This window comes from Bradyrhizobium sp. GW821-FHT12B03, from assembly GCF_058807535.1.
The window spans coordinates 645,720-663,863 of the sequence record NZ_JBXAQU010000002.1; the positions used below are offsets into that span (position 1 = coordinate 645,720).

An 18,144-nucleotide genomic window follows, 5' to 3' on the forward strand; every position below is an offset into this window, starting at 1 on the left:
GTTGCCATGATGGACGGGGCCGTTGCGCCGTTGCTCGCCGGAGTGACCGTCGTCGAGATCTCGCGCGGGGTTGCGGCAGGTTACGCCGGCCGGCTGCTCTCGACCCTCGGCGCCGAGACGTTTCTGCTCGAGCCGCCGGACGGCAATCCGCTTCGCCGCGAGCCGCCGTTCCTTCCGCCGGCGGGTGAAGCCAGTGCCCTGTTCGCTTTCCTGGCCGCGGGGAAGAAGAGTATCACTTGCGATTTCCGGACGCCGGCCGGGCGTGCGGGGGTGTCGGCTCTGCTGGCGACGGCCGATGTCCTCGTCCACGATCTGCGGGCCGACGAACGCGCGAGCCTCGAAGTCGACGAGCAGGCCCTCGAGGCGCGCTATCCGAATTTGATCGACGTCTCGGTGCTGCCGTTCGGCGCGGTCGGGCCGAAGGCCGGCTGGCAGGCCGAGGAGATCAACCTGATCCACGCATCGGGCGAAGGCTTCCTGCTGCCAAACGGCCTTGCCGCCGAACTCTTCCCCGATCGTCCGCCGCTGAAGGTCTACGGTCATTTCGCCGAATATCAGGGCGGCGTGGTGGCCGCGCTCGGTGCTTTGTCGGCGTTGATCGGCCGCGCGCACGGCGGCGCCGAAAGCGTTGACGTTTCCGTACAGGATGCGGCGCTGGCCGTGGGCGCTTTCGCGCTCCAGCGTTTCGGCGACGGCTCGCTGGAACACCGCCGCACCCGTTCGTTCAAGTATGGCGGCGTGCTCGAATGCGCCGACGGCTATGTCGAGCTGCTGACGCTGGAAGAGCGGCAATGGCGCGGCCTGGTCGAGCTGATGGGCCGTCCCGACTGGATGCTCGATCCCGCGCTCGCGGATTCGCTGGAACGCAGCCGCCGCGGTGCCGAGATCAATCGCGCCGTTCGCGCCTGGGCGCTCGGACAGCGGACGGCGGACGTCGTCGCGCGGGCCCAGGCGCTCGGCGTCCCCATGGCGAAATATGCAAGCCCTGCCGAAGTGTTGTCCGGCGCGCAGGAGCGCGCGCGGGAGCTGTTTCAGCCTGTGGAGATTCCGGGAGTTGGTTCTCTGCCGGTGTTGTCCGCCCCGTTCCACGTCGACGGCGCGGCACTGCGCCTGAGAGCCGGGCCCCCTCGGCTCGGCGAACATCAGCATCTGCTCACGGCCGGCCGCCATCGCGATCAGCCGCGCGTCGCCGCGGAGGCCTCATGAAACCGCTTGCCGGAGTTCGCATCGCAGATTTCACGCTCCACGCGGCAGGACCGTTCTGCACGCACATCCTGTCGCAACTCGGCGCGGAGTGCATCAAGGTCGAGAGCGCGGCGCGCCCGGATATCTTCCGCAAGCCGCATCCCGTCTACGGCCGGATGGGGCCTGCGAGCTTCGACCAGGTTGCGGCCAACAAGCTCTCGGTGCGCATCAATCTGAAGGACGCCAGGGGCATCGCGCTGGCCAGGAAACTCGTCGGAGCCAGCGACCTCGTCTGCGAGAGTTTTCGGCCCGGCGTGATGGAACGGCTCGGCCTCGGCTATGCCGCGCTGGCGGCGTTGAAGCCGGCGGTGGTGATGGTGTCGGTGTCGTCGTCGGGCCAGGGCGGGCCGGATTCGCATTTCGCCGGCTATGCGCCGTTGTTCGGTGCCTGGGGCGCGCTCGGCTATCTCACGGGCTACGGGGACGGCCCGCCGGTCGAGATGCGTCACGTGATGGATCACAGCGTCGGCATGAACGCGGCCATGGCGGCGGTCGCGGCGGTGTATCGCCTTCGCCGCACCGGACGCGGCGGACACGTCGACGTGAGCGCGCGCGAGGTGGCCTGCTCGCTGGTCGGTGAGGCGCTGCTGTTCGCGGCAGCCGGAGGAAGCCCGGTACGGATCGGAAATGATCACCCGCGGATGGCGCCGCACGGCGTGTTCCGGACCCGCACCGAAGATCGCTGGCTGACCATCGCGGTGCGGACCGACGACGAATGGCGGGCCCTGGTGAGGTTGATGGATGCGCCGCATCTGCTGACCGATCCGCGGTTTCAGACCGCCGCAAGCCGGCACGAATATCGGCGGGCGCTGCACGGCGAAATCGAGCACTGGACGATGACCTGCGAGGCCGGCGCAGCCGAGCGAATGCTTCAGGCTGCGGGAATCGCCGCACATGTCTCCTGCAACATGGAAGACATTGCGCACGACCGGCATCTGCGCGAGCGCGGGACCGTCGTCGAGGTCGGGGATATGACCGGCGGCAGGCGCGCCGCGCTGAAGGCGCCGATCCGTTTCTCGAAGTCCGACGTCGGCATGACGCGCGGCACGCCGCGGCTCGGCGAAGACGAGGACTACGTGTTCGGCGAGCTGCTCGGCCTGAGCCGCGAGGAGCGCCAGAGCCTGATGGATCAGCAGGTGATTTACTGACCGCTTGAAGTGGAGTTGCCGTCATGAGCGAGAGCGAAGCGCTGGCCGGAGAAGACTGGCAGGCCTGGGTCGGCCGCAAGGAGACGATCCGGGAGCTGATCGCACCGGATCGTGTCGCCGCGCTCGGCGCCACGCTCGGCATCGAGGGACATCACGCGGCGGGTGCGTCGCTGCCGCCGGGATGGCACTGGATCTTCTTCAACCGCCTCGTGCCGCGACATGAGCTTGGAACGGACGGGCATCCCAAACGCGGCGGCTTCCTGCCGCCGGTGTCGCTGCCGCGCCGCATGTGGGCCGGCGGTCGGCTCACCTACCACAAGCCGTTGACCATCGGCGGGGAAGGCGTGCGTGAAAGCACCATTCTCAAGGTCGAAGCCAAATCCGGCCGCGCTGGAAGGCTGGTGTTCGTGACCGTCAGCCACAGCATTGCCTGCAATGGCGCCGTCTGCATCACCGAGGAACAGGACATTGTCTATCGCGAGGCGGCAGCGCCGGGATCGCCTGCGCCTGCGGCCGCTCCCGCTCCACCGGGTGCCGCATGGTCCGAGGCGTTTCGTCCCGACACCGTGCTGCTGTTCCGCTATTCGTCGCTGACCTCGAACGGGCATCGCATCCACTACGACCAGGCCTACGCACGGGCCGAGGAAAATTATCCCGATCTCGTCGTGCACGGGCCCCTGACGGCGACACTGCTGCAGGGCTTTGCGGAACGGCATGCCGGCAAGCCGCTCAGATCCTTCGAATTCAGGGGCGTCTCGCCGCTGTTCGTGAGCTCGGCGTTCAAGCTGGAAGGGAAGGGCGATGCGAACGCGCTCGATCTCTGGGCCAGCGGCCCCGACGGCACGCTCACGATGCGCGCTGCCGCAACGATCTGACGGCCCGCTCCCGGAGCGGGATCGGCAACAAGAAGAGTGCAGGGGAGGTCAAGGCGATGAGATCGGCGCACCTGTCTGTTGTCCCTGCGCAAGATTGCGAGGCGCAACGCGCGCCCGCGGTCGAGCTGCGCGGTGTCGGCAAGACCTTCAACTCGCGCAGCGGCCGGGTCGACGTCCTGAGCGGACTGAACTTCTCGCTTCAGAACGGCGAATTTCTCGCCATCGTCGGCCCGAGCGGCTCGGGCAAGTCGACGGTCCTGAATTTGCTTGCCGGCCTCGATCAGCCGACCGCAGGCTCGGTCTTGTGTCAGGGCGCGCCGGTTGCGGCCGTCAATACGGGAATCGGTTATCTGACGCAGCATGACAGCCTGCTGCCGTGGCGGACGGTGGAGCAGAACATCGCTGTCCCGCTGGAGCTGCGCAACATCGACCGCGCGGAGACCGCCTTGCGCGTGCGCGACCTCATTGCGCAGGTCGGCCTCGACGGCTTCGAGCGGCATTATCCGAACCAGCTCTCCGGCGGCATGCGCAAGCGCGCCATGCTGGCCCGCACGCTGATCTACGATCCGCCGGTGCTGCTGATGGACGAGCCGTTCGGTCCGCTCGACGCCCAGCTCAAGCTGGTGCTCCAGGCCGAGCTGCTGAAACTGTGGTCGGCGCGGCGCAAGACGGTGGTGTTCGTAACCCACGACATCGTCGAGGCGATCACGCTCGCCGACCGCGTCCTGGTGTTCTCGTCGCGCCCCTGCCAGATCAGGCTCGACGAGACGATCGCCATTCCGAGGCCGCGCGAGGTGCACGAGGTGCGCTTCCATCCCGCATTCGAAGAGCACTATCGGCGGCTCTGGGCCGCCCTCGAAGCACCGGCGAGGCGACCCTCATGAGCACGCAAGTGTTGTCCGAGACGCAGGCCGAACCGGCCCTGGGCCTCTCCGGCCGCGTCTGGCTCTATCGCGCGATCTCGGTGGTTGCGGTATTGGCGGCCTGGCAGGCGGCGTCGGGCCCGCTGCTCGATCCGTTCTGGGTGAGCAGTCCGTCCGCTGTGTTCAAGACGCTGGTGGCGTGGACCGCGAGCGGCCAGCTCGCCTATCACCTCATGATCACCTTCAAGGAAACCGCCGCCGGCTTCGTGCTGGGCGCGACCGCAGGCGTCCTGTTTGCATTGCTGATCGGGGCGAGCGATACCCTGCATCGCACGGTCGATCCGTTCGTCACGGCAGTGTACGGCGTGCCCAAGGTCGCGCTCGCGCCGCTCTTCATCATGTGGTTCGGCATCGGGCTCGCGCCCAAGATCGTGCTGGCCGCGATCAGCGTCTTCTTCCTGGTGTTCTTCTCGACCTTGCGCGGCGTGCGGGAGGTCGATCACAAAATGGTCGATGCGCTCCGCACCATGGGCGGAGGCAAATTCGCCGTCCAGCGCATGGTGATCTTCCCGTCGGCACTGCCGTGGTTGTTCACCGGCCTGAAGCTCGGTCTGCCCTACGGCTTCGTCGGCGCGGTCGCGGCCGAAATGATGGCCTCCAATGCCGGCATTGGGTATCTCACGCAGAACTCGGCGGGTCAGCTCGACACCGCCGGCGTGTTCGCCGCGCTGTTCGCGCTGATGGTCGTCACCACGCTCCTGAACGAAGCGCTCGGACGGCTGGAAAACTGGATCTTCCGCTGGCGCTGAGGAAGCTTTGCCGAAACGAGAATACAGGGAGGACACCATGATCACACGTCGGACGATGCTGGGTGGTATTGCCGGGGGCGCGCTGGCTGGCTCGGTTACGCGAAGCCCGGCGCAAGGTGCGGGCGGCAAGCCGGTCACGATCGCGATCGGCGGCTACACATTCGCCTATCTGCCGCTGCTGGTGGCAACGGCGGCGGGCTTCATGAAGGATGTCGGCCTCGACGTCTCCCTGATCGATACCGGCAGCGGCACCAACAGCATGGCGGCGATCCTCGGCGGCAGCGTCGACGTCGCCGGTCTCGTCATGAGCGACGCGATCCTGGCGGTCGCCAAGGGCCAGAAGATCAACGCCTTCGCGCCGCTGATGTCGCAATATGCGAGCGATGCCGTCGTCAGCCGGAAGACGGCGGAGAGGATCGGCCTTGCCCCGGAGATGCCGCTGAAGGAGCGCATGGCCCGCATGAAGGGCCTTACGCTCGCGATCTCTGGCCGTGGCAGCGGCACCGACAAGATCTGGCGCTATCTGCTGTCGCTCGGTGGACTCGATCCCGAGAAGGATGTCAGCCTCACGGTGGTCAAGCTCGACAAGATGTACCTGGCGCTGCGTTCCGGCCAGATCGACGGTTTCAACACCACCGCGCCTGCCAACAACCAGGCGGTGGAAGACGGCCTTGCGGTCTGGGCGGCGCGTCCGTCGCACGGCGAGGTGCCCGGCATCGAGAACTTTCTCTACACCGTGCTGTGCGGCCGGCCGGATTTTCTCGACAAGAATCCGGATGTCGTTGCAGCGCTGGTCCGCGGCATGACCAGGGGATCGGAATTGATCCGCAGCGATCCCGACGCGGCCGGCCAGGCCCTGCACGGCCGCTATTTCCAGCAGACCGACGCGGCGCTGATCAAGCGCACGGTGTCGGACCAGCGCATGACGGTCTCGGTGCCGCCGACGCTGTCGGAGCAGCAATTCGCACACAATATCGAGTTCGAGCCGAAATTCAGCGACGCCGTGCGCGGCGTCACCTACCAGCAGGCGATCAATCCGCGCTGGCTGGGGACCTAGGTCGTGTACCTATAAACCCGGCTTCATGTGGCCGGTGACCACGTTTGCTTTGCTCCTAGAGCAACCAAATTTGTGTGGCAGCGCAGTATGTTGCGATGGACCAAAAGCGAAAATGAATACGGATATCACTTCGGCTTCCGTGGATCATCTTCAGGATTCAGGTAGTCAATGCCCGTCGGTCCTATTCCGGTAATCTCAAAAATTACCTCTTCGTCCCGAGTCTCGGCGAATTGCCACACCTTGGGTGGCACATGCGAAAACGTTCCGGGCGGAAAGCTCAGGAGTTTCGATGGATCAACCTTGTCGCCCAGAGCCGAATAGTATGTCCCCGAAATGATAACGCGAACACGTTCGTCGGGGTGAGAGTGTACGGGCATTTTGGAATTCGCCGGCACCTTGAGACGAACAGTGTAGAGACCGGGTTTGCCCGGATTGCCATGGAGCACCGTGGTCTGCGTTCCTTTCGGCATGGAGGCGATTGGGCTCCATTTGATATCAGTCGATGCCACGCGATTGTACTCAAGCGAGCCATCGTCGGCCAGAACCGCACAAAATCCACTCATGGCAAGAACAGACATCAAACTGACCATGGTGCTGAAAGCACGCATTTCGCGCTCCATTGGTATCTTTGCGAGCCGGCACCAGCGAAAATACCCATGTCGACCTCCTGTTTCAATCACCCCAACGGGTGACGGCTGCGCATATCCTACTCGCGTCAACCGCATCGGCTTAGGGCGGTATGCCCGATGTCCAATTTACTCATTCGTCGGTATGTTGACTGTGCTTCCGATGAACCGACGTCGTGATTAAATTGTAACCTTGGCCACGCCCCGATGGGCGGATATCCTAGAGGTTGCAATCCTGCTGACAGTCCAGTCTTCCTTAAGGAATTTCGTCATGACGAATAGCGGAATTACTCGCCGTCGCATTCTTCACAGTGGTATAGCTGGCGGTCTCGCCGCAGCGGCGGCTCCCGAAGTGATCGGTGCCGCGCGCGCGCAATCGGCACGAAAGGCTTTCGTCTTTGTAACCGGGGCATTTTGCGGGGGTTGGATCTGGCGCCGCGTGACCGACCGGCTCAAGCAAGGCGGCCACAAAGTATTCGCTCAGTCACTCACGGGTTTGGCCGATCGCTCGCATTTGCTGAGCAAGGACGTCAATCTGGATACCCACATCGCAGACGTTGTCAATCTGATCAAATGGGAGAGTCTCGACAACGTCTGCCTCGTCGCGTGGTCCTATGGAGGCTATGTCGGTTCGGGTGCACTCGAAAGCATCGGCGATCGCGTCTCATCCATTGTGTGGCTTGATGCTTTCATTCCAACCGACGGACAAAAGGCGGCGGACACCGCAGCCGAAGGGGTTCGCAAAGGAATACAAGCGGCCATTGACAAGGGCGAGGCAGGAGTTCGTGGATCCGCGACGTTCCCGGCCGCTGTTGTTTCTGAACGCGATCGGGCATTTGCCGAATCCAAGGTTACTCCGCATCCAATCGGCACCTATCTCCAGCAGATCAAGCTATCCGGCGCGTTGCAAAAGGTGGCCAAGAAGACATACATCCGCCTCCCAAAATTTCCACAACCGCCCTTCGATAGAGCATTCGCAGACTGTAAGAGCGATAAGTCTTGGATTACGTTCGAACTGCCGGACGTAGGGCACATGGCCATGCTGGATGCACCGGATCGCTTGAGTGACTTAATACTGCAAGCTGCCTGAGATCGCCCTCACTATGGGTGTAGCCACGCAGAATCAAGCGGTGGCCGAATTGGGTTATGATCGACGAGACTCACGGTGAGCATAAGAGGTCCGTTTTCGGGTGCATAGCGACCAGTTGAGCCTAAGAGCCGAACCATGGTTCAAGCCACCAGACGGAAGGGGCCGAATCATGCGCTACGAACTCACAGACAATGAGTGGTTTGCCATTAAGCCGATGCTACCGAACAAGCCGCGCGGCGTGCCGCGAGTGAATGACCCTCGTGTCCTCAATGGCATCTTCTGGGTCTTGCGCTCTGGAGCACCATGGCGCGACCTGCCAGAAGACTTTGGTCCGTACACGATCTGCTACAATCGGTTCGTTCGCTGGCGACGGGCGGGCGTGTGGGCCAACCTCATGAGTGTACTGTCCGGCGCTCATGATGCTGCCGTGCAGATGATCGACACGTCCATTGTTCGCGTGCATCAACATGGGGCCTGCATCAGCAGGAACCACGCTGGCGTTGAGCCCCGGCGACGCCCACGACGTTCGACTGCCCGGAAAACTGCTGTCTCGTCTCAAATCCGGATCAACGCTGCTCGCCGACCGAGGCTATGACGCCGACTGGATCAGGGAGCTTGCCACGAAGAGGGGCGCGTGGGCCAACATCCCGCCGAAAAGCAATCGCAACAATCCGATCTGCTTTAGCTCGTACCTCTACCGCGCTCGCAATCAGGTCGAACGATTCTTCAACAGGATCAAGCAATGCCGTCGGGTGGCAACACGCTACGATAGGCTCGCTGCCAACTACCTTGCATTTGTTCAACTCGCGTCAATCCGGTTGTGGCTGCGCCTTAATGAGTCCGCGTCCTAGCTTCTTGATCTCGCCCGGCGAGATGCGGGGAGAGGGTGGCTCACCCGAAGCTCACATCCGCGCTGGTCTTGATGGCGGCGAAGCGGGCGAGGCAGCGCAGCGCGCTGTCGTGCTCGTCGGTGGTGCCGCCGGCACAGCAGTCCTCCAGCACCGTGCAGGCATAGTCGCGGTCGTGTGCTTCGCGCGCGCCGGTGTGCACCACGCCGTTGGTGGAGACGCCGGTCAGAATCAGGTCGGTCACGCCCTGCGCGCGCAGGATCGGCTCCAGCGAGGTGCCGTAGAACGGGCTCACCCGATGCTTGACGATGTCGGAATCGCCGGCCTCCGGCTTGAGATCGGGATGCACCTCGGTGCCCCAGGTGCCGAGCTTGAACAGGCCGGCGGTGCGGGCGCGGGAGAAGATCGGCGAATTGGGCGGGCATTCCCGGTAGTCGGGCGAGAACCCGACGCGGACATAGCCGATCAGCACGCCGGCCGCGCGCGCCTTCGCGATCACCGCCCGGGTGCGGCCGAGCACGTCACGCTCCTTCATCAGCGGAACATAGGTCTTGGCCCCGGCACCGTTCTCGTGGACGAGGTCGTTCAGCATGTCCATCACGAGTAGCATCGGCTTCATAGCGTCTCCTTCTCAGAGCTCTTGATGGGGGTTGCTGCCTTCGCGGGCATGCTGTTGCGCAGCTCGGTCCAGCCGGTCTCGATGTGCTGCCGCATCGTCAGCATCGCGCTTACGGCGTCGCCCTCGATCACGTTCTTCAGGAGCTCGTTGTGCTCCTTGGCGGCGCGCAGCGCCCGGCCGCCGATGCGGTTGATGACGTCGAACGGATATTGCGCCCACAGCACCTGCACGAAATGCAGCGTCTTCGGCAGCCGCGCGAAATCGTACATGCGGCGATGGAAGCGGTAGTTGATGCCGCGGGCCGACGTGCTGTCGTTGGCGAGCGCAGCCTCCTCGAATTGCCGCGCCAGCTCGCGCAGTTCCGCGATCTCCTCGGCGGTGATGTTGCGCACGGCGCTTTCGACCAGCTGGGTCTCGAGCGTGATCCGCAGCTTCAGGATTTCGGTGGAGGCCTCGACGTCGAACGGCGCGACCGTCGCGCCGCGATAGGAGTCGCTCGACAGGTAACCCTCGGCCTCGAGCAGCTTCAGCGCCTCGCGCACCGGCGTGATGCTGATCTTGAGCTCCTGCGCGATTTCCGTCTGCTTCAGCCGCGCGCCGCGCGGCAGCCGCCCCGAGATGATGCCCTCGCGGAGATAGTCAGCGACCTGCTCCTCTTTCGTCCGATATTCCATTGGATGCCCGCCGCCCCGTGACCGATTTGCCCGCGCCTACCATAGACGCGCCCTACCGGGGAGGGTAGAAGTACAAACGATAATGCATTATGCATAATCAAGGTTGAGGTCGAATGTCCAGCTCTTTGTCTCGCTCCTTCCTGTTCGTTCCTGCCAGCCGGCCCGAGCGTTTCGACAAGGCGGCTGCATCGGGTGCCCATCGGGTCATCCTCGATCTCGAGGATGCGGTGGCGCCGACCGACAAGGGGGCGGCGCGCGGCGCCATCGCGCAGTGGGCAGGGCGGACTGACGCGATCGTGCGCGTGAATGGCGCCGATAGCCCGTTCTTCGCCGCGGACATGGACATGATCCGCCGCGCCGGTGTGACCAGGCTGATGTTGCCGAAGGCCGAGCCCGGAGCGCTCAATCGTCTGGTGGGATCGCTGGATCGGCCCTGCGAGGTCATCGCGCTGATCGAAACGGTCAGGGGCTATGCGGAGCTGCGCAGTATCGGCAAGAGCGGCCTGGTTTCACAGTTTGCCTTCGGCAATCTCGACTTCGGCATCGACGCCGGCGTGACCGAGACCGCGCAGGAGCTCGATCCCGTCCGCCTGCAAATCGTTCTGGAGTCGCGCCTCGCCGGATTGGCGCCGCCGATCGACGGCGTGACCACGTCGTGGACGGATCCTGCGATCTTTGCCGCCGCGGTCGGCCGCGCCAAGGCACTGGGTTTCGGTGCCAAGCTCTGCATCCATCCGGCCCAGGTCAAGCCGGTCAACGATGCGTTCCTGCCCACGGCCGATGAGCTCGACTGGGCCGGCCGGGTGATGGAAGCCGCCAGGAACGGGCATGGTGCTGCAGTGGCGCTGGACGGCAAGATGATCGACGCGCCGGTCATCCGTCGCGCCGAACTGATCCTGGCCAGCGCCAGTGGATAGCGCGACATAATGCATAATGCATTTTTTCTTGACCAAGCGGGTTCCTCCCTCTAAAGATCAAAGGACAAAAACAAATACCGGGGAGGGCCTATGAAGAGGCGTGAGTTTCTCAAATTGTCGGGCGCGGCCGCGCTGGCATCGGCCTATCCCGGAAGTTCGCTGTTCGCCGACGAGATCGGCGTCGATGCGGCCGCCAAGACCATCACCATCGGCGGGTTCACGCCGATCACCGGGCCCGTCCCGTTCTACGCGATCCTGACCCACGCGGCGGACGCCTATTTCAAGAGCGTCAACGAGGCCGGCGGCATCAAGGGCTGGAAGATCAATTATGTGACGCTCGACGACGGCTACGATCCCGCCCGCAGCGTTGCTGCGGTCCGGCGCCTCGTCGAAGACAACCACATCTTCGCGCTCGTGGCCGCGGTGGGCACGGCCACCAACGTCGCCGTCATTCCCTATGCCAAGGAAAACGGCCTTGCGATGATCGGGCCGATCGGCGGTGCCAGCGCCTTCTTCGCCGAGCCGAACATCTTTCCGCTCCTGCCCGACTACGGCTGGTCGGCGGCCTCGAATGCCGAGTTCGCCGTCAACGATCTCAAGCTGAAGAAGATCGCGCTCTTGTGGGAGAACGACGAGCTCGGCCGCTCGGCCAAGCGCGGCTTCGATCTCTTCATGGAGGCGAACAAGCTGACGCCCGCGGAATCGGTTCCGTTCGAGGTGAAGACCACCGACTTCACGCCGCACATCCGCCGTGTCGCCAACTCCGAAGCCCAGGCCGCGATCCTGTTCGGATCCAACGCCAATCTCGCGGCCGCGCTGAAGGCGGCCGATCGCCAGGGCGTCAAGCTCACCTGGTTTGCGCCGTTCTTCACCGCCGATCCCGCGACCTACAAGCTGACCGGCGATCTCCTCAACGGCGTCTACTTCTCGTCGTGGCTGCTGCCGGTCGACAGCCCCGAGCCCGAGATCAAGGCTTATCGCGAAGCCGTGACGAAGTACTATCCGAACGATCCGGTCGGCGTGTTCGGCCTCAACGGCTGGAGCAATGCCGCGCTGTTCGGCAGCATCTTCGGTGCGCTGATCGACAGCGGCAAGCCGATCACGCGGGCCAATCTCGTCGAGGCAGGCAACACGTTGAGCAACGCCTCGGTCGGCGGCGCGCGCAAGGTGACCTTCACCGGCTCCGACCACCGCGGCACGCGCCAGGAAGCGATCCTCCAGGCACAAGGCTCTTTCGTCATGGTGCGCGACTTCAAGCCCTATCCGGCGGTGGCCTTCGACGCCAAGCCGGCCTGAGCCATTCGTTTCAGCGGGTGGCCGCAAGACACGGCCGCCCGCTGCTCGTGTTAGCTACCAAGAAAAACAAGGAAAGTACGACATGGCTGGATCGCCCTTGAGCGGGCCCTCGCGTCTCGACGGACAAACTGCCCTCATTACAGGAGCTGCCGGCGGCATCGGCCGCGCCGTCGTCGCCGCGTTCTGCGCGGCAGGCGCCGACGTCATTGCCACCGACATTGTCGAGGACGGCGGCAAGTTTCCGGAACGAGCGAGCTACCGTCGCTGCGATGTGACGGATCGTGCGGCGATCGAAAAGCTGATCGACGACGAGTTGAAGGCGCGCGGCAAGATCGACATCCTGGTGCTCTGCGCCGGCACCATCGCGAACACGCCGCTGCCGCAGTCGACCGACGAGGAGTGGGAGAAGATCCTCGCCGTCAACCTGATGGGCACGGTCAATCCCGTCCGCAAGCTCTATCCGGTCATGGCCGAGCGCGGCTTCGGCAAGATCGTGGCGCTCGGCTCGATCGCGGCCAAGATCGGCGGCGTTGCTTCGGGCCCGGCCTATGTCGCGGCGAAATCCGCCGTGCACGGCCTGATGAAATGGGTCGCCAAGAACGGCGCGGGCAAGGGCGTCTATGCCAACATCATCGCGCCCGGTCCGGTCGAGACGCCGATGTGGGCGACCGTCACCGATCGCGCCGCGCCGTCGGCGAACGGCAACGTGCCGCTGGGACGGTTCGGCCAGCCCGAGGATATCGCCCAGAGCATTCTCTTCCTCTGTTCGCCGGCGTCGAACTGGATCACCGGCACGGTGCTCGACGTCAATGGCGGCATGTTGATGGATTGACCTCATGAGCACAGCACAGACCATCGGGTTCATCGGCCTCGGCGTCATGGGCGGGCCGATGTGCAGGAATATGGCGACGAAGCATGCCGGACGCGTGCTGATGCTCGATCGCGACGCCGCAGCGGTCGCCGCGCTGTCCGACACCAAGGCGGAAGCGGCCGCGTCGCTCGAAGCGCTTGCCGCCGCCGCCGACGTCGTCTTCCTGTCGTTGCCGGGCGGGCCGCAGGTCGAGGTGGTCTCGACCGCGATCGCGCAGGCCGCGCGACCGGGGACCACGGTCGTCGATCTCAGCACGACGCCTGTCGCGCTGGCGCGCAGCGTATCCAATCGGCTGAAGGCCAGGGGCTTCGCCTTCGCGGATGCGCCGGTGGCGCGCACGCGGGAAGCTGCGCAGCGCGGCGAGCTCAGCATCATGGTTGGCGCGGATGCGGCCGTGTTCGCGCGGATCAAGCCGCTGCTCGACTACATCGGGTCCGACGTCACCCATTGCGGCGAGGTCGGCTGCGGCCAGGTCGTCAAGCTGATCAACAACGCGCTGGTGTTCGAGCACACGCTGGCGCTGGCCGAGATGATGGTGGTCGGCGAGCGTGCCGGCGTGAAACCGGAAACGCTGCTCAGCGCCGTGTCAAAGGGATCCGGCGACAGCTTCGTGCTGCGTAATCACGGCACCAAGGCGATGCTGCCGCGCCATTTTCCGGCAAAGGCCTTTCCGCCGGAATACGTGCTGAAGGATCTCGATTACGTGCTCCAGCTCGCCTCCGACACCGGCGTTCGTCCCGGTGTCGCCGAGCTGGCGCGCCGCTACTACGACGCCGCGTGCCGGCAGGGGCTTTCGGGACGCTATTTCCCTGGCGTGATCGAGTTCATCGAGCAGGGCGGCATCCCGGACGAAGGACAGGCAAAGGCGTGAGCGTGGCGGGATTCATCCGGGACATCCTGCCGCTGCTCTGGTCCGGCGTCATCTCCGGCTGTCTCTACGGCGTCGGCGCGCTCGGCCTCGTCATGGTGTTCAAGAGCTCGCGCGTCGTGAACTTCTCGCACGGCAATCTCGCCTGTCTCGGCGCCTTCGTGGTCTATGGCTTCTCCAGCGGCAGCCTGCTCAGCCTGTCCTGGGGCAGCGCGGTGGCGCTGGCGCTCGGCATCGCCTGTGCGATTGCGGTGATGAGCTATGCCCTGATCGCGCCGATCGTCTTCAAGTCCGATCTGGCCTCCACCATCGCGACGCTCGGCGTCGGGCTGATCCTGCAGGGCGCCGTGCAGCTCGTGTTCGGTGCCGACATCGTCAATCTCGACCTTCCGGTGCCCCGCCTCAGCTTCAGCCTCGGCGCGATCCGTGTCTCCTCCTATGATCTCGCCGTTCTCGCCGTCACGCTCGCGATCGTCGGCGGGCTGTTCGTGATCATCGAGCGCACCAAGCTCGGCGTCGCGTTCCGTGCGGTGTCGACCAATCCGTTTGCCTGCGAGGTCTGCGGACTGAACCTCCGCTCCGTCCATTTGTTCTCCTGGCTCGCGGGCGCCGTCCTCGGCCTCGTCGCCGCGCTGCTGATCGTGCCGACGACGTTCCTGAGCTCGACGACGGTGCCGTCCTTCATGTTGCAGGCGTTCACCGCGGCCGTGGTCGGCGGCTTTTCCAGCCTGCCGGGCGCTGCCGTCGGCGGCATCCTGGTCGGCATCGCCATGAACCTCTTCTCGTTCTACGTCTCGCCGGAATTCATGAACACGTTCCTGCTCGGCGTGATCCTGCTGACGCTCAACTTCTTCCCCAACGGACTGCTGGAAAGGGCGATCGGTGGCCGTGTCTGAACTCGTGCACGGGTCCAAGGCCGCAGTGTCGGCCCGCGGCGGGAGCGTCGATGCGGCGCGGCTGTCGATGCTCGCTTTGATCGCGGCGCTGGCGCTGCTGCCGCTCCTGGCCGGCGGCTTCCTGCTCTACAGCCTGTCGCTGTGCTTCGCCAACGCGCTGGCCGTTCTCTCCGTCAGCATGCTGGTGCGTTACGGCGGAGAGGTGTCGATCGGGCACAGCTTCTTCGTGGCGCTCGGCGCCTATGCGGTCGCGATCGTCGAGCACCGGATCGGTCTGTCGATCGCCGTGAGCCTGCCGCTGGCGATCCTGCTCGGCGCCGGCGCCGGCTTCGTCTTTGCATTTCCCTCCCGCCGGCTGTCCGGAATTTATCTGGCGGTGGCGACCATGGCGCTGGCGCTTGCGCTGCCTGAGATCCTGATCGGCTTCGAGAAGTTCACCGGTGGCTTCGAAGGTCTGTACATCGCGAAGGACCTCATCCCCGGCGTCTCGAAACCGTTGCAGCGCTATTACGTGGCTCTCATCGTTCTGATCATGGTCTGCCTTGCGCTCGCGCATTTCCGCAAGTCCGCGCAAGGCCTGGCGCTGTTGATGGCGCAGGCCCAGCCGCGCGCGGCCGAGGCGATGGGGATCACGCGGAGCTGGGCGCGCGTCTCGATCTTCACCGTGAGCGCGGCGCTGGCCTCGCTTGCGGGGGCTCTGACGGGGTTTGCCTCCTCGACCGTCTCGCCGAACAGCTTCACCTTCTTCAGCGGCGTCTTCCTGCTGGTCGGCTCGGTCGTCAGCCTGAACAGGCTGTCGTTGCCGGCTGCGCTCGTCGGCGGTGCTTTCATCACGCTGGTGCCGACCTATCTGGCGAAGGCCGGCGACTGGGTTCCGATCCTCTATGGCGTGGCGCTCGTCGCCGTCACGCTGGCGGCAAATGCCGGCGACCTGCGCCGCTTCCTGCCGCACAGGAGGGCACGATGACGGCAGCCGCCGGCAGCGACGGGCTCGTCGCCGAGGGCATCTCGCTCGGCTTCGGCGGGCTTCAGGTTCTCAGCGACGTCTCGCTGAAATTGCGGCCCGGGGTCATCACCGGCCTGATCGGACCGAATGGCGCGGGCAAGACCAGCCTGTTCAACTGCCTCACCGGGCTCTACCACGGCCAGCGCGGCCACAGCAGTTTTGCCGGCACGTCGCTGAACGGCATGGGGCCGGCCCGGCGCGCCGCCTGCGGCATCACGCGCAGCTTCCAGAATCTGGCGATGTGCCCGGATCTGTCGCTGCTCGAAAACGTCCTCGTCGGTCTCACCCTGAAGCGGCGGTCCGGCTGGTTCAGCGCCTTCGTGCCGACGCCGGCGCAACGGGCCGAGCAAGAGGACACCGAGCGCCGCGCCATGGCGGCGCTGAACGAGCTCGGCATAGCCTCCGCCGCCCATGACAAGCCGTCCGACCTGCCGCCGGGAACGCTGCGCCTCGCCGAGATCGCGCGCGCCATTGCCAGCGAGCCCAGGGCGATCCTGCTCGACGAGCCGGCCGCCGGACTCAACGCCGTCGAGACGCGTGATCTGATGCGTGCCTTGAAGCGGCTGATGCGGCCCGACCTCGTGCTGCTCGTGGTCGAGCACGACATGGACCTGATCATGGAGCTCTGCGAGCACATCTACGTGCTCAATTTCGGCAAGATGATCGCGAACGGCACGCCCGCCGAAATCCGCGCGCATCCCGACGTGATCCGCGTCTATCTCGGAGACGATGCCGATGACTGAGCTGTTCTCGGCGCGCGGCCTCTCGGTCAGCTACGGCAGGGCGCGCGTCGTCGAAAACGTCGACCTGACCGTGCCGGAGAAAGGCGTGGTCGCGCTGCTCGGTGCCAACGGCGCGGGCAAGTCGTCGGTGCTCAAGGCCATCGCAGGCCTGGTGCCGGCCGAAGGCGAGATGCGCTTTGCCGGCGAAGACATCGGAGCGCTCGCCACGCGGCACCGCGTCCGGCGCGGCATCGTCTACGTCCCCGAGGGACGCCAGATCGTCGGCTCGCTCACGGTTGCCGAAAATCTCCTGCTCGGCGGCTTCTTCCTCGATGCGCGCATGCAGCGACAGCGGCGCGATCTCATGCTGGACCTGTTCCCGGAGATCGCAAGCCGCCTGAAGTCACCGGCGTGGATGCTGAGCGGCGGCGAGCAGCAGATGCTCGCGATCGGGCGCGGCCTGATGAGCGCGCCGCGGCTGCTGCTGCTCGACGAGCCGTCGCTGGGACTGGCGCCGCTGCTGATCCGGCGCGTGTTCGAGCGCCTCGTCACGATCAAGCAGGACACCGGCCTTGCCATCATGCTGGTCGAGCAGAATTTCCGCATGACGATGAAGGTGGCCGACGAGCTCCATTTCGTGCGCAACGGCGCCATCGTGGGCCATCGCAGCGCGGCGGATCTCGCCACGCCGGCAAGCCGGGCAGAGGTCGTGGAGGCCTATCTCGGCGCGGGCCAGCCGGTGCCGGCATAAGGACATGGAGTGACGAGATGCGTCTTGCGGGCAGAGAGATTGCGAATGGACTGGCCTTTCCCGAAGGGCCGATCGCGCTCGCCGACGGCAGCGTCATCGTCGTCGAGATCGAAGGCGGCCGGCTGACGCGCGTGCTGCCTTCGGGCCGGAAAGAGGCGATCGCTCAGCTCGGCGGCGGGCCGAACGGCGCCGCCATCGGTCCGGACGGCAAGTGCTATGTCTGCAACAATGGCGGCTTCTCCTGGCACAGGGACACAAGCAATTTTGCCCGCCCGACCGGCCGCGCCGAGGACTACACGACCGGACGCATCGAGCAGGTCGACCTCGACACCGGTGCCGTCAAGACCCTCTACGACAGTTGCGGCGGCGTTCATCTGAAGGGGCCGAACGACATCGTCTTCGACGACAGAGGCGGCTTCTGGTTCACCGATCTCGGCAAGACCTACGGCCGGCTGATGGACCGCGGCGCGGTCTATTATGCGCGCACCGACGGCTCCATGATCAGGGAAGCGATCTTTCCGATCATGACGCCGAACGGCGTCGGCCTGTCGCCGGACGGACGCACGCTCTATGTCTCCGAGACCGAGACCAGCCGGATCTGGAGCTATCCGATCATCGGTGAGGGCGAGGTCGCCAAAGAGCCCTGGCCGTCGCCCAATGGCGGCCGGCTGTTGCACGGCCTGCCGGGTTATCAGCGTTTCGATTCGCTCGCAGTCGAGGAGGGCGGCAACATCTGTGTTGCGACGCTGGTGCGTGGCGGGGTCAGCGTGTTCTCGCCGGAGGGCAAATTGATCGAGTTCCACGAAGCCGATGAGGTTTACTGCACCAACATCTGCTTCGGCGGCCCGGATATGCGCACCGCCTTCATCACGCTGTCCGGCACCGGACGGCTCATCGCTATCGACTGGCCGAGACCGGGTCTCGCGCTCAACGACTCCCGCACGGCCCGGCAGCGCTGAACCA

At 65.1% G+C, this 18,144-nt stretch carries 19 protein-coding genes and 1 pseudogene; 17 read left to right on the forward strand and 3 right to left on the reverse strand.

Annotated elements, in window-relative coordinates:
• Positions 1 to 6: 6 nt before the first annotated feature.
• From AC1RUR_RS06950 to AC1RUR_RS06975, 6 genes are read left to right on the forward strand one after another with little or no spacing between them, the layout of a single operon-like run.
• On the forward strand, positions 7 to 1,206 hold the full coding sequence (locus AC1RUR_RS06950; RefSeq protein ID WP_492842349.1) for a CaiB/BaiF CoA transferase family protein: 1,200 nt from the start codon (positions 7 to 9) through the stop codon (positions 1,204 to 1,206).
• Positions 1,203 to 2,393, forward strand: a complete 1,191-nt coding sequence (locus tag AC1RUR_RS06955; RefSeq protein WP_492842350.1) for a CaiB/BaiF CoA transferase family protein — start codon at positions 1,203 to 1,205, stop codon at positions 2,391 to 2,393. The genes AC1RUR_RS06950 and AC1RUR_RS06955 overlap by 4 nt, the downstream gene beginning before the upstream one ends.
• Before the next feature lie 23 nt (positions 2,394 to 2,416).
• Positions 2,417 to 3,268 carry an HTD2 family dehydratase gene (locus AC1RUR_RS06960; RefSeq protein ID WP_492842351.1) on the forward strand — a complete coding sequence of 284 codons (852 nt, stop codon included), beginning with the start codon at positions 2,417 to 2,419 and terminating at the stop codon, positions 3,266 to 3,268.
• 56 nt (positions 3,269 to 3,324) lie between these two features.
• Positions 3,325 to 4,152 (forward strand): ABC transporter ATP-binding protein, encoded by an 828-nt coding sequence (locus AC1RUR_RS06965; RefSeq protein ID WP_492842352.1) that lies wholly within the window; start codon positions 3,325 to 3,327, stop codon positions 4,150 to 4,152.
• Positions 4,149 to 4,940 carry an ABC transporter permease gene (locus tag AC1RUR_RS06970; protein WP_492842353.1) on the forward strand — a complete coding sequence of 264 codons (792 nt, stop codon included), beginning with the start codon at positions 4,149 to 4,151 and terminating at the stop codon, positions 4,938 to 4,940. The genes AC1RUR_RS06965 and AC1RUR_RS06970 overlap by 4 nt, the downstream gene beginning before the upstream one ends.
• Positions 4,941 to 4,977: 37 nt before the next feature.
• On the forward strand, positions 4,978 to 5,997 hold the full coding sequence (locus AC1RUR_RS06975) for an ABC transporter substrate-binding protein (RefSeq protein WP_492842354.1): 1,020 nt from the start codon (positions 4,978 to 4,980) through the stop codon (positions 5,995 to 5,997).
• Between the two features lie 125 nt (positions 5,998 to 6,122).
• Here AC1RUR_RS06975 and AC1RUR_RS06980 read toward each other — a convergent pair whose 3' ends face one another.
• Positions 6,123 to 6,605, reverse strand: coding sequence for a cupin domain-containing protein (locus AC1RUR_RS06980; RefSeq protein WP_492842355.1), 483 nt, complete (start codon positions 6,603 to 6,605; stop codon positions 6,123 to 6,125).
• Between the two features lie 289 nt (positions 6,606 to 6,894).
• Here AC1RUR_RS06980 and AC1RUR_RS06985 point away from each other — a divergent pair, with 289 nt between their 5' ends.
• Together AC1RUR_RS06985 and AC1RUR_RS06990 are read left to right on the forward strand one after the other, a co-directional pair.
• Positions 6,895 to 7,713, forward strand: a complete 819-nt coding sequence (locus AC1RUR_RS06985) for an alpha/beta fold hydrolase (RefSeq protein WP_492842356.1) — start codon at positions 6,895 to 6,897, stop codon at positions 7,711 to 7,713.
• A 169-nt stretch (positions 7,714 to 7,882) separates the two neighbouring features.
• A pseudogene (locus AC1RUR_RS06990) lies at positions 7,883 to 8,564 on the forward strand (IS5 family transposase).
• Between the two features lie 40 nt (positions 8,565 to 8,604).
• On the opposite strand, the gene AC1RUR_RS06995 reads toward AC1RUR_RS06990, so the two are convergent.
• Positions 8,605 to 9,180, reverse strand: a complete 576-nt coding sequence (locus AC1RUR_RS06995) for a cysteine hydrolase family protein (RefSeq protein WP_492842357.1) — start codon at positions 9,178 to 9,180, stop codon at positions 8,605 to 8,607.
• Positions 9,177 to 9,854, reverse strand: coding sequence for a GntR family transcriptional regulator (locus AC1RUR_RS07000; protein ID WP_492842358.1), 678 nt, complete (start codon positions 9,852 to 9,854; stop codon positions 9,177 to 9,179). The genes AC1RUR_RS06995 and AC1RUR_RS07000 overlap by 4 nt, the downstream gene beginning before the upstream one ends.
• Before the next feature lie 113 nt (positions 9,855 to 9,967).
• Here AC1RUR_RS07000 and AC1RUR_RS07005 point away from each other — a divergent pair, with 113 nt between their 5' ends.
• From AC1RUR_RS07005 to AC1RUR_RS07045, 9 genes are all read left to right on the forward strand, one after another.
• Complete coding sequence (locus tag AC1RUR_RS07005) at positions 9,968 to 10,771, forward strand: HpcH/HpaI aldolase/citrate lyase family protein (RefSeq protein ID WP_492842359.1); 804 nt, start codon at positions 9,968 to 9,970, stop codon at positions 10,769 to 10,771.
• 90 nt (positions 10,772 to 10,861) lie between these two features.
• Entirely contained in the window at positions 10,862 to 12,067 is a 1,206-nt protein-coding gene (locus AC1RUR_RS07010; RefSeq protein ID WP_492842360.1) for an ABC transporter substrate-binding protein, read from the forward strand.
• Positions 12,068 to 12,149: 82 nt separating this feature from the next.
• On the forward strand, positions 12,150 to 12,899 hold the full coding sequence (locus AC1RUR_RS07015) for an SDR family NAD(P)-dependent oxidoreductase (RefSeq protein ID WP_492842361.1): 750 nt from the start codon (positions 12,150 to 12,152) through the stop codon (positions 12,897 to 12,899).
• Positions 12,900 to 12,903: 4 nt separating this feature from the next.
• Positions 12,904 to 13,809, forward strand: a complete 906-nt coding sequence (locus tag AC1RUR_RS07020) for an NAD(P)-dependent oxidoreductase (RefSeq protein ID WP_492842362.1) — start codon at positions 12,904 to 12,906, stop codon at positions 13,807 to 13,809.
• Positions 13,806 to 14,702, forward strand: coding sequence for a branched-chain amino acid ABC transporter permease (locus tag AC1RUR_RS07025; RefSeq protein WP_492842363.1), 897 nt, complete (start codon positions 13,806 to 13,808; stop codon positions 14,700 to 14,702). Before AC1RUR_RS07020 ends, AC1RUR_RS07025 begins: the two co-directional genes overlap by 4 nt.
• The gene (locus AC1RUR_RS07030; RefSeq protein WP_492842364.1) at positions 14,689 to 15,669 is read left to right on the forward strand and encodes a branched-chain amino acid ABC transporter permease; all 981 of its coding nucleotides are present in this window, start codon (positions 14,689 to 14,691) and stop codon (positions 15,667 to 15,669) included. The genes AC1RUR_RS07025 and AC1RUR_RS07030 overlap by 14 nt, the downstream gene beginning before the upstream one ends.
• Positions 15,666 to 16,451, forward strand: a complete 786-nt coding sequence (locus AC1RUR_RS07035; protein WP_492842365.1) for an ABC transporter ATP-binding protein — start codon at positions 15,666 to 15,668, stop codon at positions 16,449 to 16,451. Before AC1RUR_RS07030 ends, AC1RUR_RS07035 begins: the two co-directional genes overlap by 4 nt.
• Complete coding sequence (locus AC1RUR_RS07040) at positions 16,444 to 17,181, forward strand: ABC transporter ATP-binding protein (protein ID WP_492842366.1); 738 nt, start codon at positions 16,444 to 16,446, stop codon at positions 17,179 to 17,181. Before AC1RUR_RS07035 ends, AC1RUR_RS07040 begins: the two co-directional genes overlap by 8 nt.
• A 17-nt stretch (positions 17,182 to 17,198) precedes the next feature.
• A complete protein-coding gene (locus tag AC1RUR_RS07045; RefSeq protein WP_492842367.1) occupies positions 17,199 to 18,140 on the forward strand; it encodes an SMP-30/gluconolactonase/LRE family protein in 942 nt (313 codons plus the stop codon).
• Positions 18,141 to 18,144 lie beyond the last annotated feature (4 nt).

Coding starts and splice junctions, on each gene's coding strand:
- AC1RUR_RS06950 (WP_492842349.1), top strand. CDS start 7: ATGATGGACGGGGCCGTTGCGCCGTTGCTCGCCGGAGTGACCGTCGTC.
- AC1RUR_RS06955 (WP_492842350.1), top strand. CDS start 1,203: ATGAAACCGCTTGCCGGAGTTCGCATCGCAGATTTCACGCTCCACGCG.
- AC1RUR_RS06960 (WP_492842351.1), top strand. CDS start 2,417: ATGAGCGAGAGCGAAGCGCTGGCCGGAGAAGACTGGCAGGCCTGGGTC.
- AC1RUR_RS06965 (WP_492842352.1), top strand. CDS start 3,325: ATGAGATCGGCGCACCTGTCTGTTGTCCCTGCGCAAGATTGCGAGGCG.
- AC1RUR_RS06970 (WP_492842353.1), top strand. CDS start 4,149: ATGAGCACGCAAGTGTTGTCCGAGACGCAGGCCGAACCGGCCCTGGGC.
- AC1RUR_RS06975 (WP_492842354.1), top strand. CDS start 4,978: ATGATCACACGTCGGACGATGCTGGGTGGTATTGCCGGGGGCGCGCTG.
- AC1RUR_RS06980 (WP_492842355.1), bottom strand. CDS start 6,605: ATGCGTGCTTTCAGCACCATGGTCAGTTTGATGTCTGTTCTTGCCATG.
- AC1RUR_RS06985 (WP_492842356.1), top strand. CDS start 6,895: ATGACGAATAGCGGAATTACTCGCCGTCGCATTCTTCACAGTGGTATA.
- AC1RUR_RS06995 (WP_492842357.1), bottom strand. CDS start 9,180: ATGAAGCCGATGCTACTCGTGATGGACATGCTGAACGACCTCGTCCAC.
- AC1RUR_RS07000 (WP_492842358.1), bottom strand. CDS start 9,854: ATGGAATATCGGACGAAAGAGGAGCAGGTCGCTGACTATCTCCGCGAG.
- AC1RUR_RS07005 (WP_492842359.1), top strand. CDS start 9,968: ATGTCCAGCTCTTTGTCTCGCTCCTTCCTGTTCGTTCCTGCCAGCCGG.
- AC1RUR_RS07010 (WP_492842360.1), top strand. CDS start 10,862: ATGAAGAGGCGTGAGTTTCTCAAATTGTCGGGCGCGGCCGCGCTGGCA.
- AC1RUR_RS07015 (WP_492842361.1), top strand. CDS start 12,150: ATGGCTGGATCGCCCTTGAGCGGGCCCTCGCGTCTCGACGGACAAACT.
- AC1RUR_RS07020 (WP_492842362.1), top strand. CDS start 12,904: ATGAGCACAGCACAGACCATCGGGTTCATCGGCCTCGGCGTCATGGGC.
- AC1RUR_RS07035 (WP_492842365.1), top strand. CDS start 15,666: ATGACGGCAGCCGCCGGCAGCGACGGGCTCGTCGCCGAGGGCATCTCG.
- AC1RUR_RS07040 (WP_492842366.1), top strand. CDS start 16,444: ATGACTGAGCTGTTCTCGGCGCGCGGCCTCTCGGTCAGCTACGGCAGG.
- AC1RUR_RS07045 (WP_492842367.1), top strand. CDS start 17,199: ATGCGTCTTGCGGGCAGAGAGATTGCGAATGGACTGGCCTTTCCCGAA.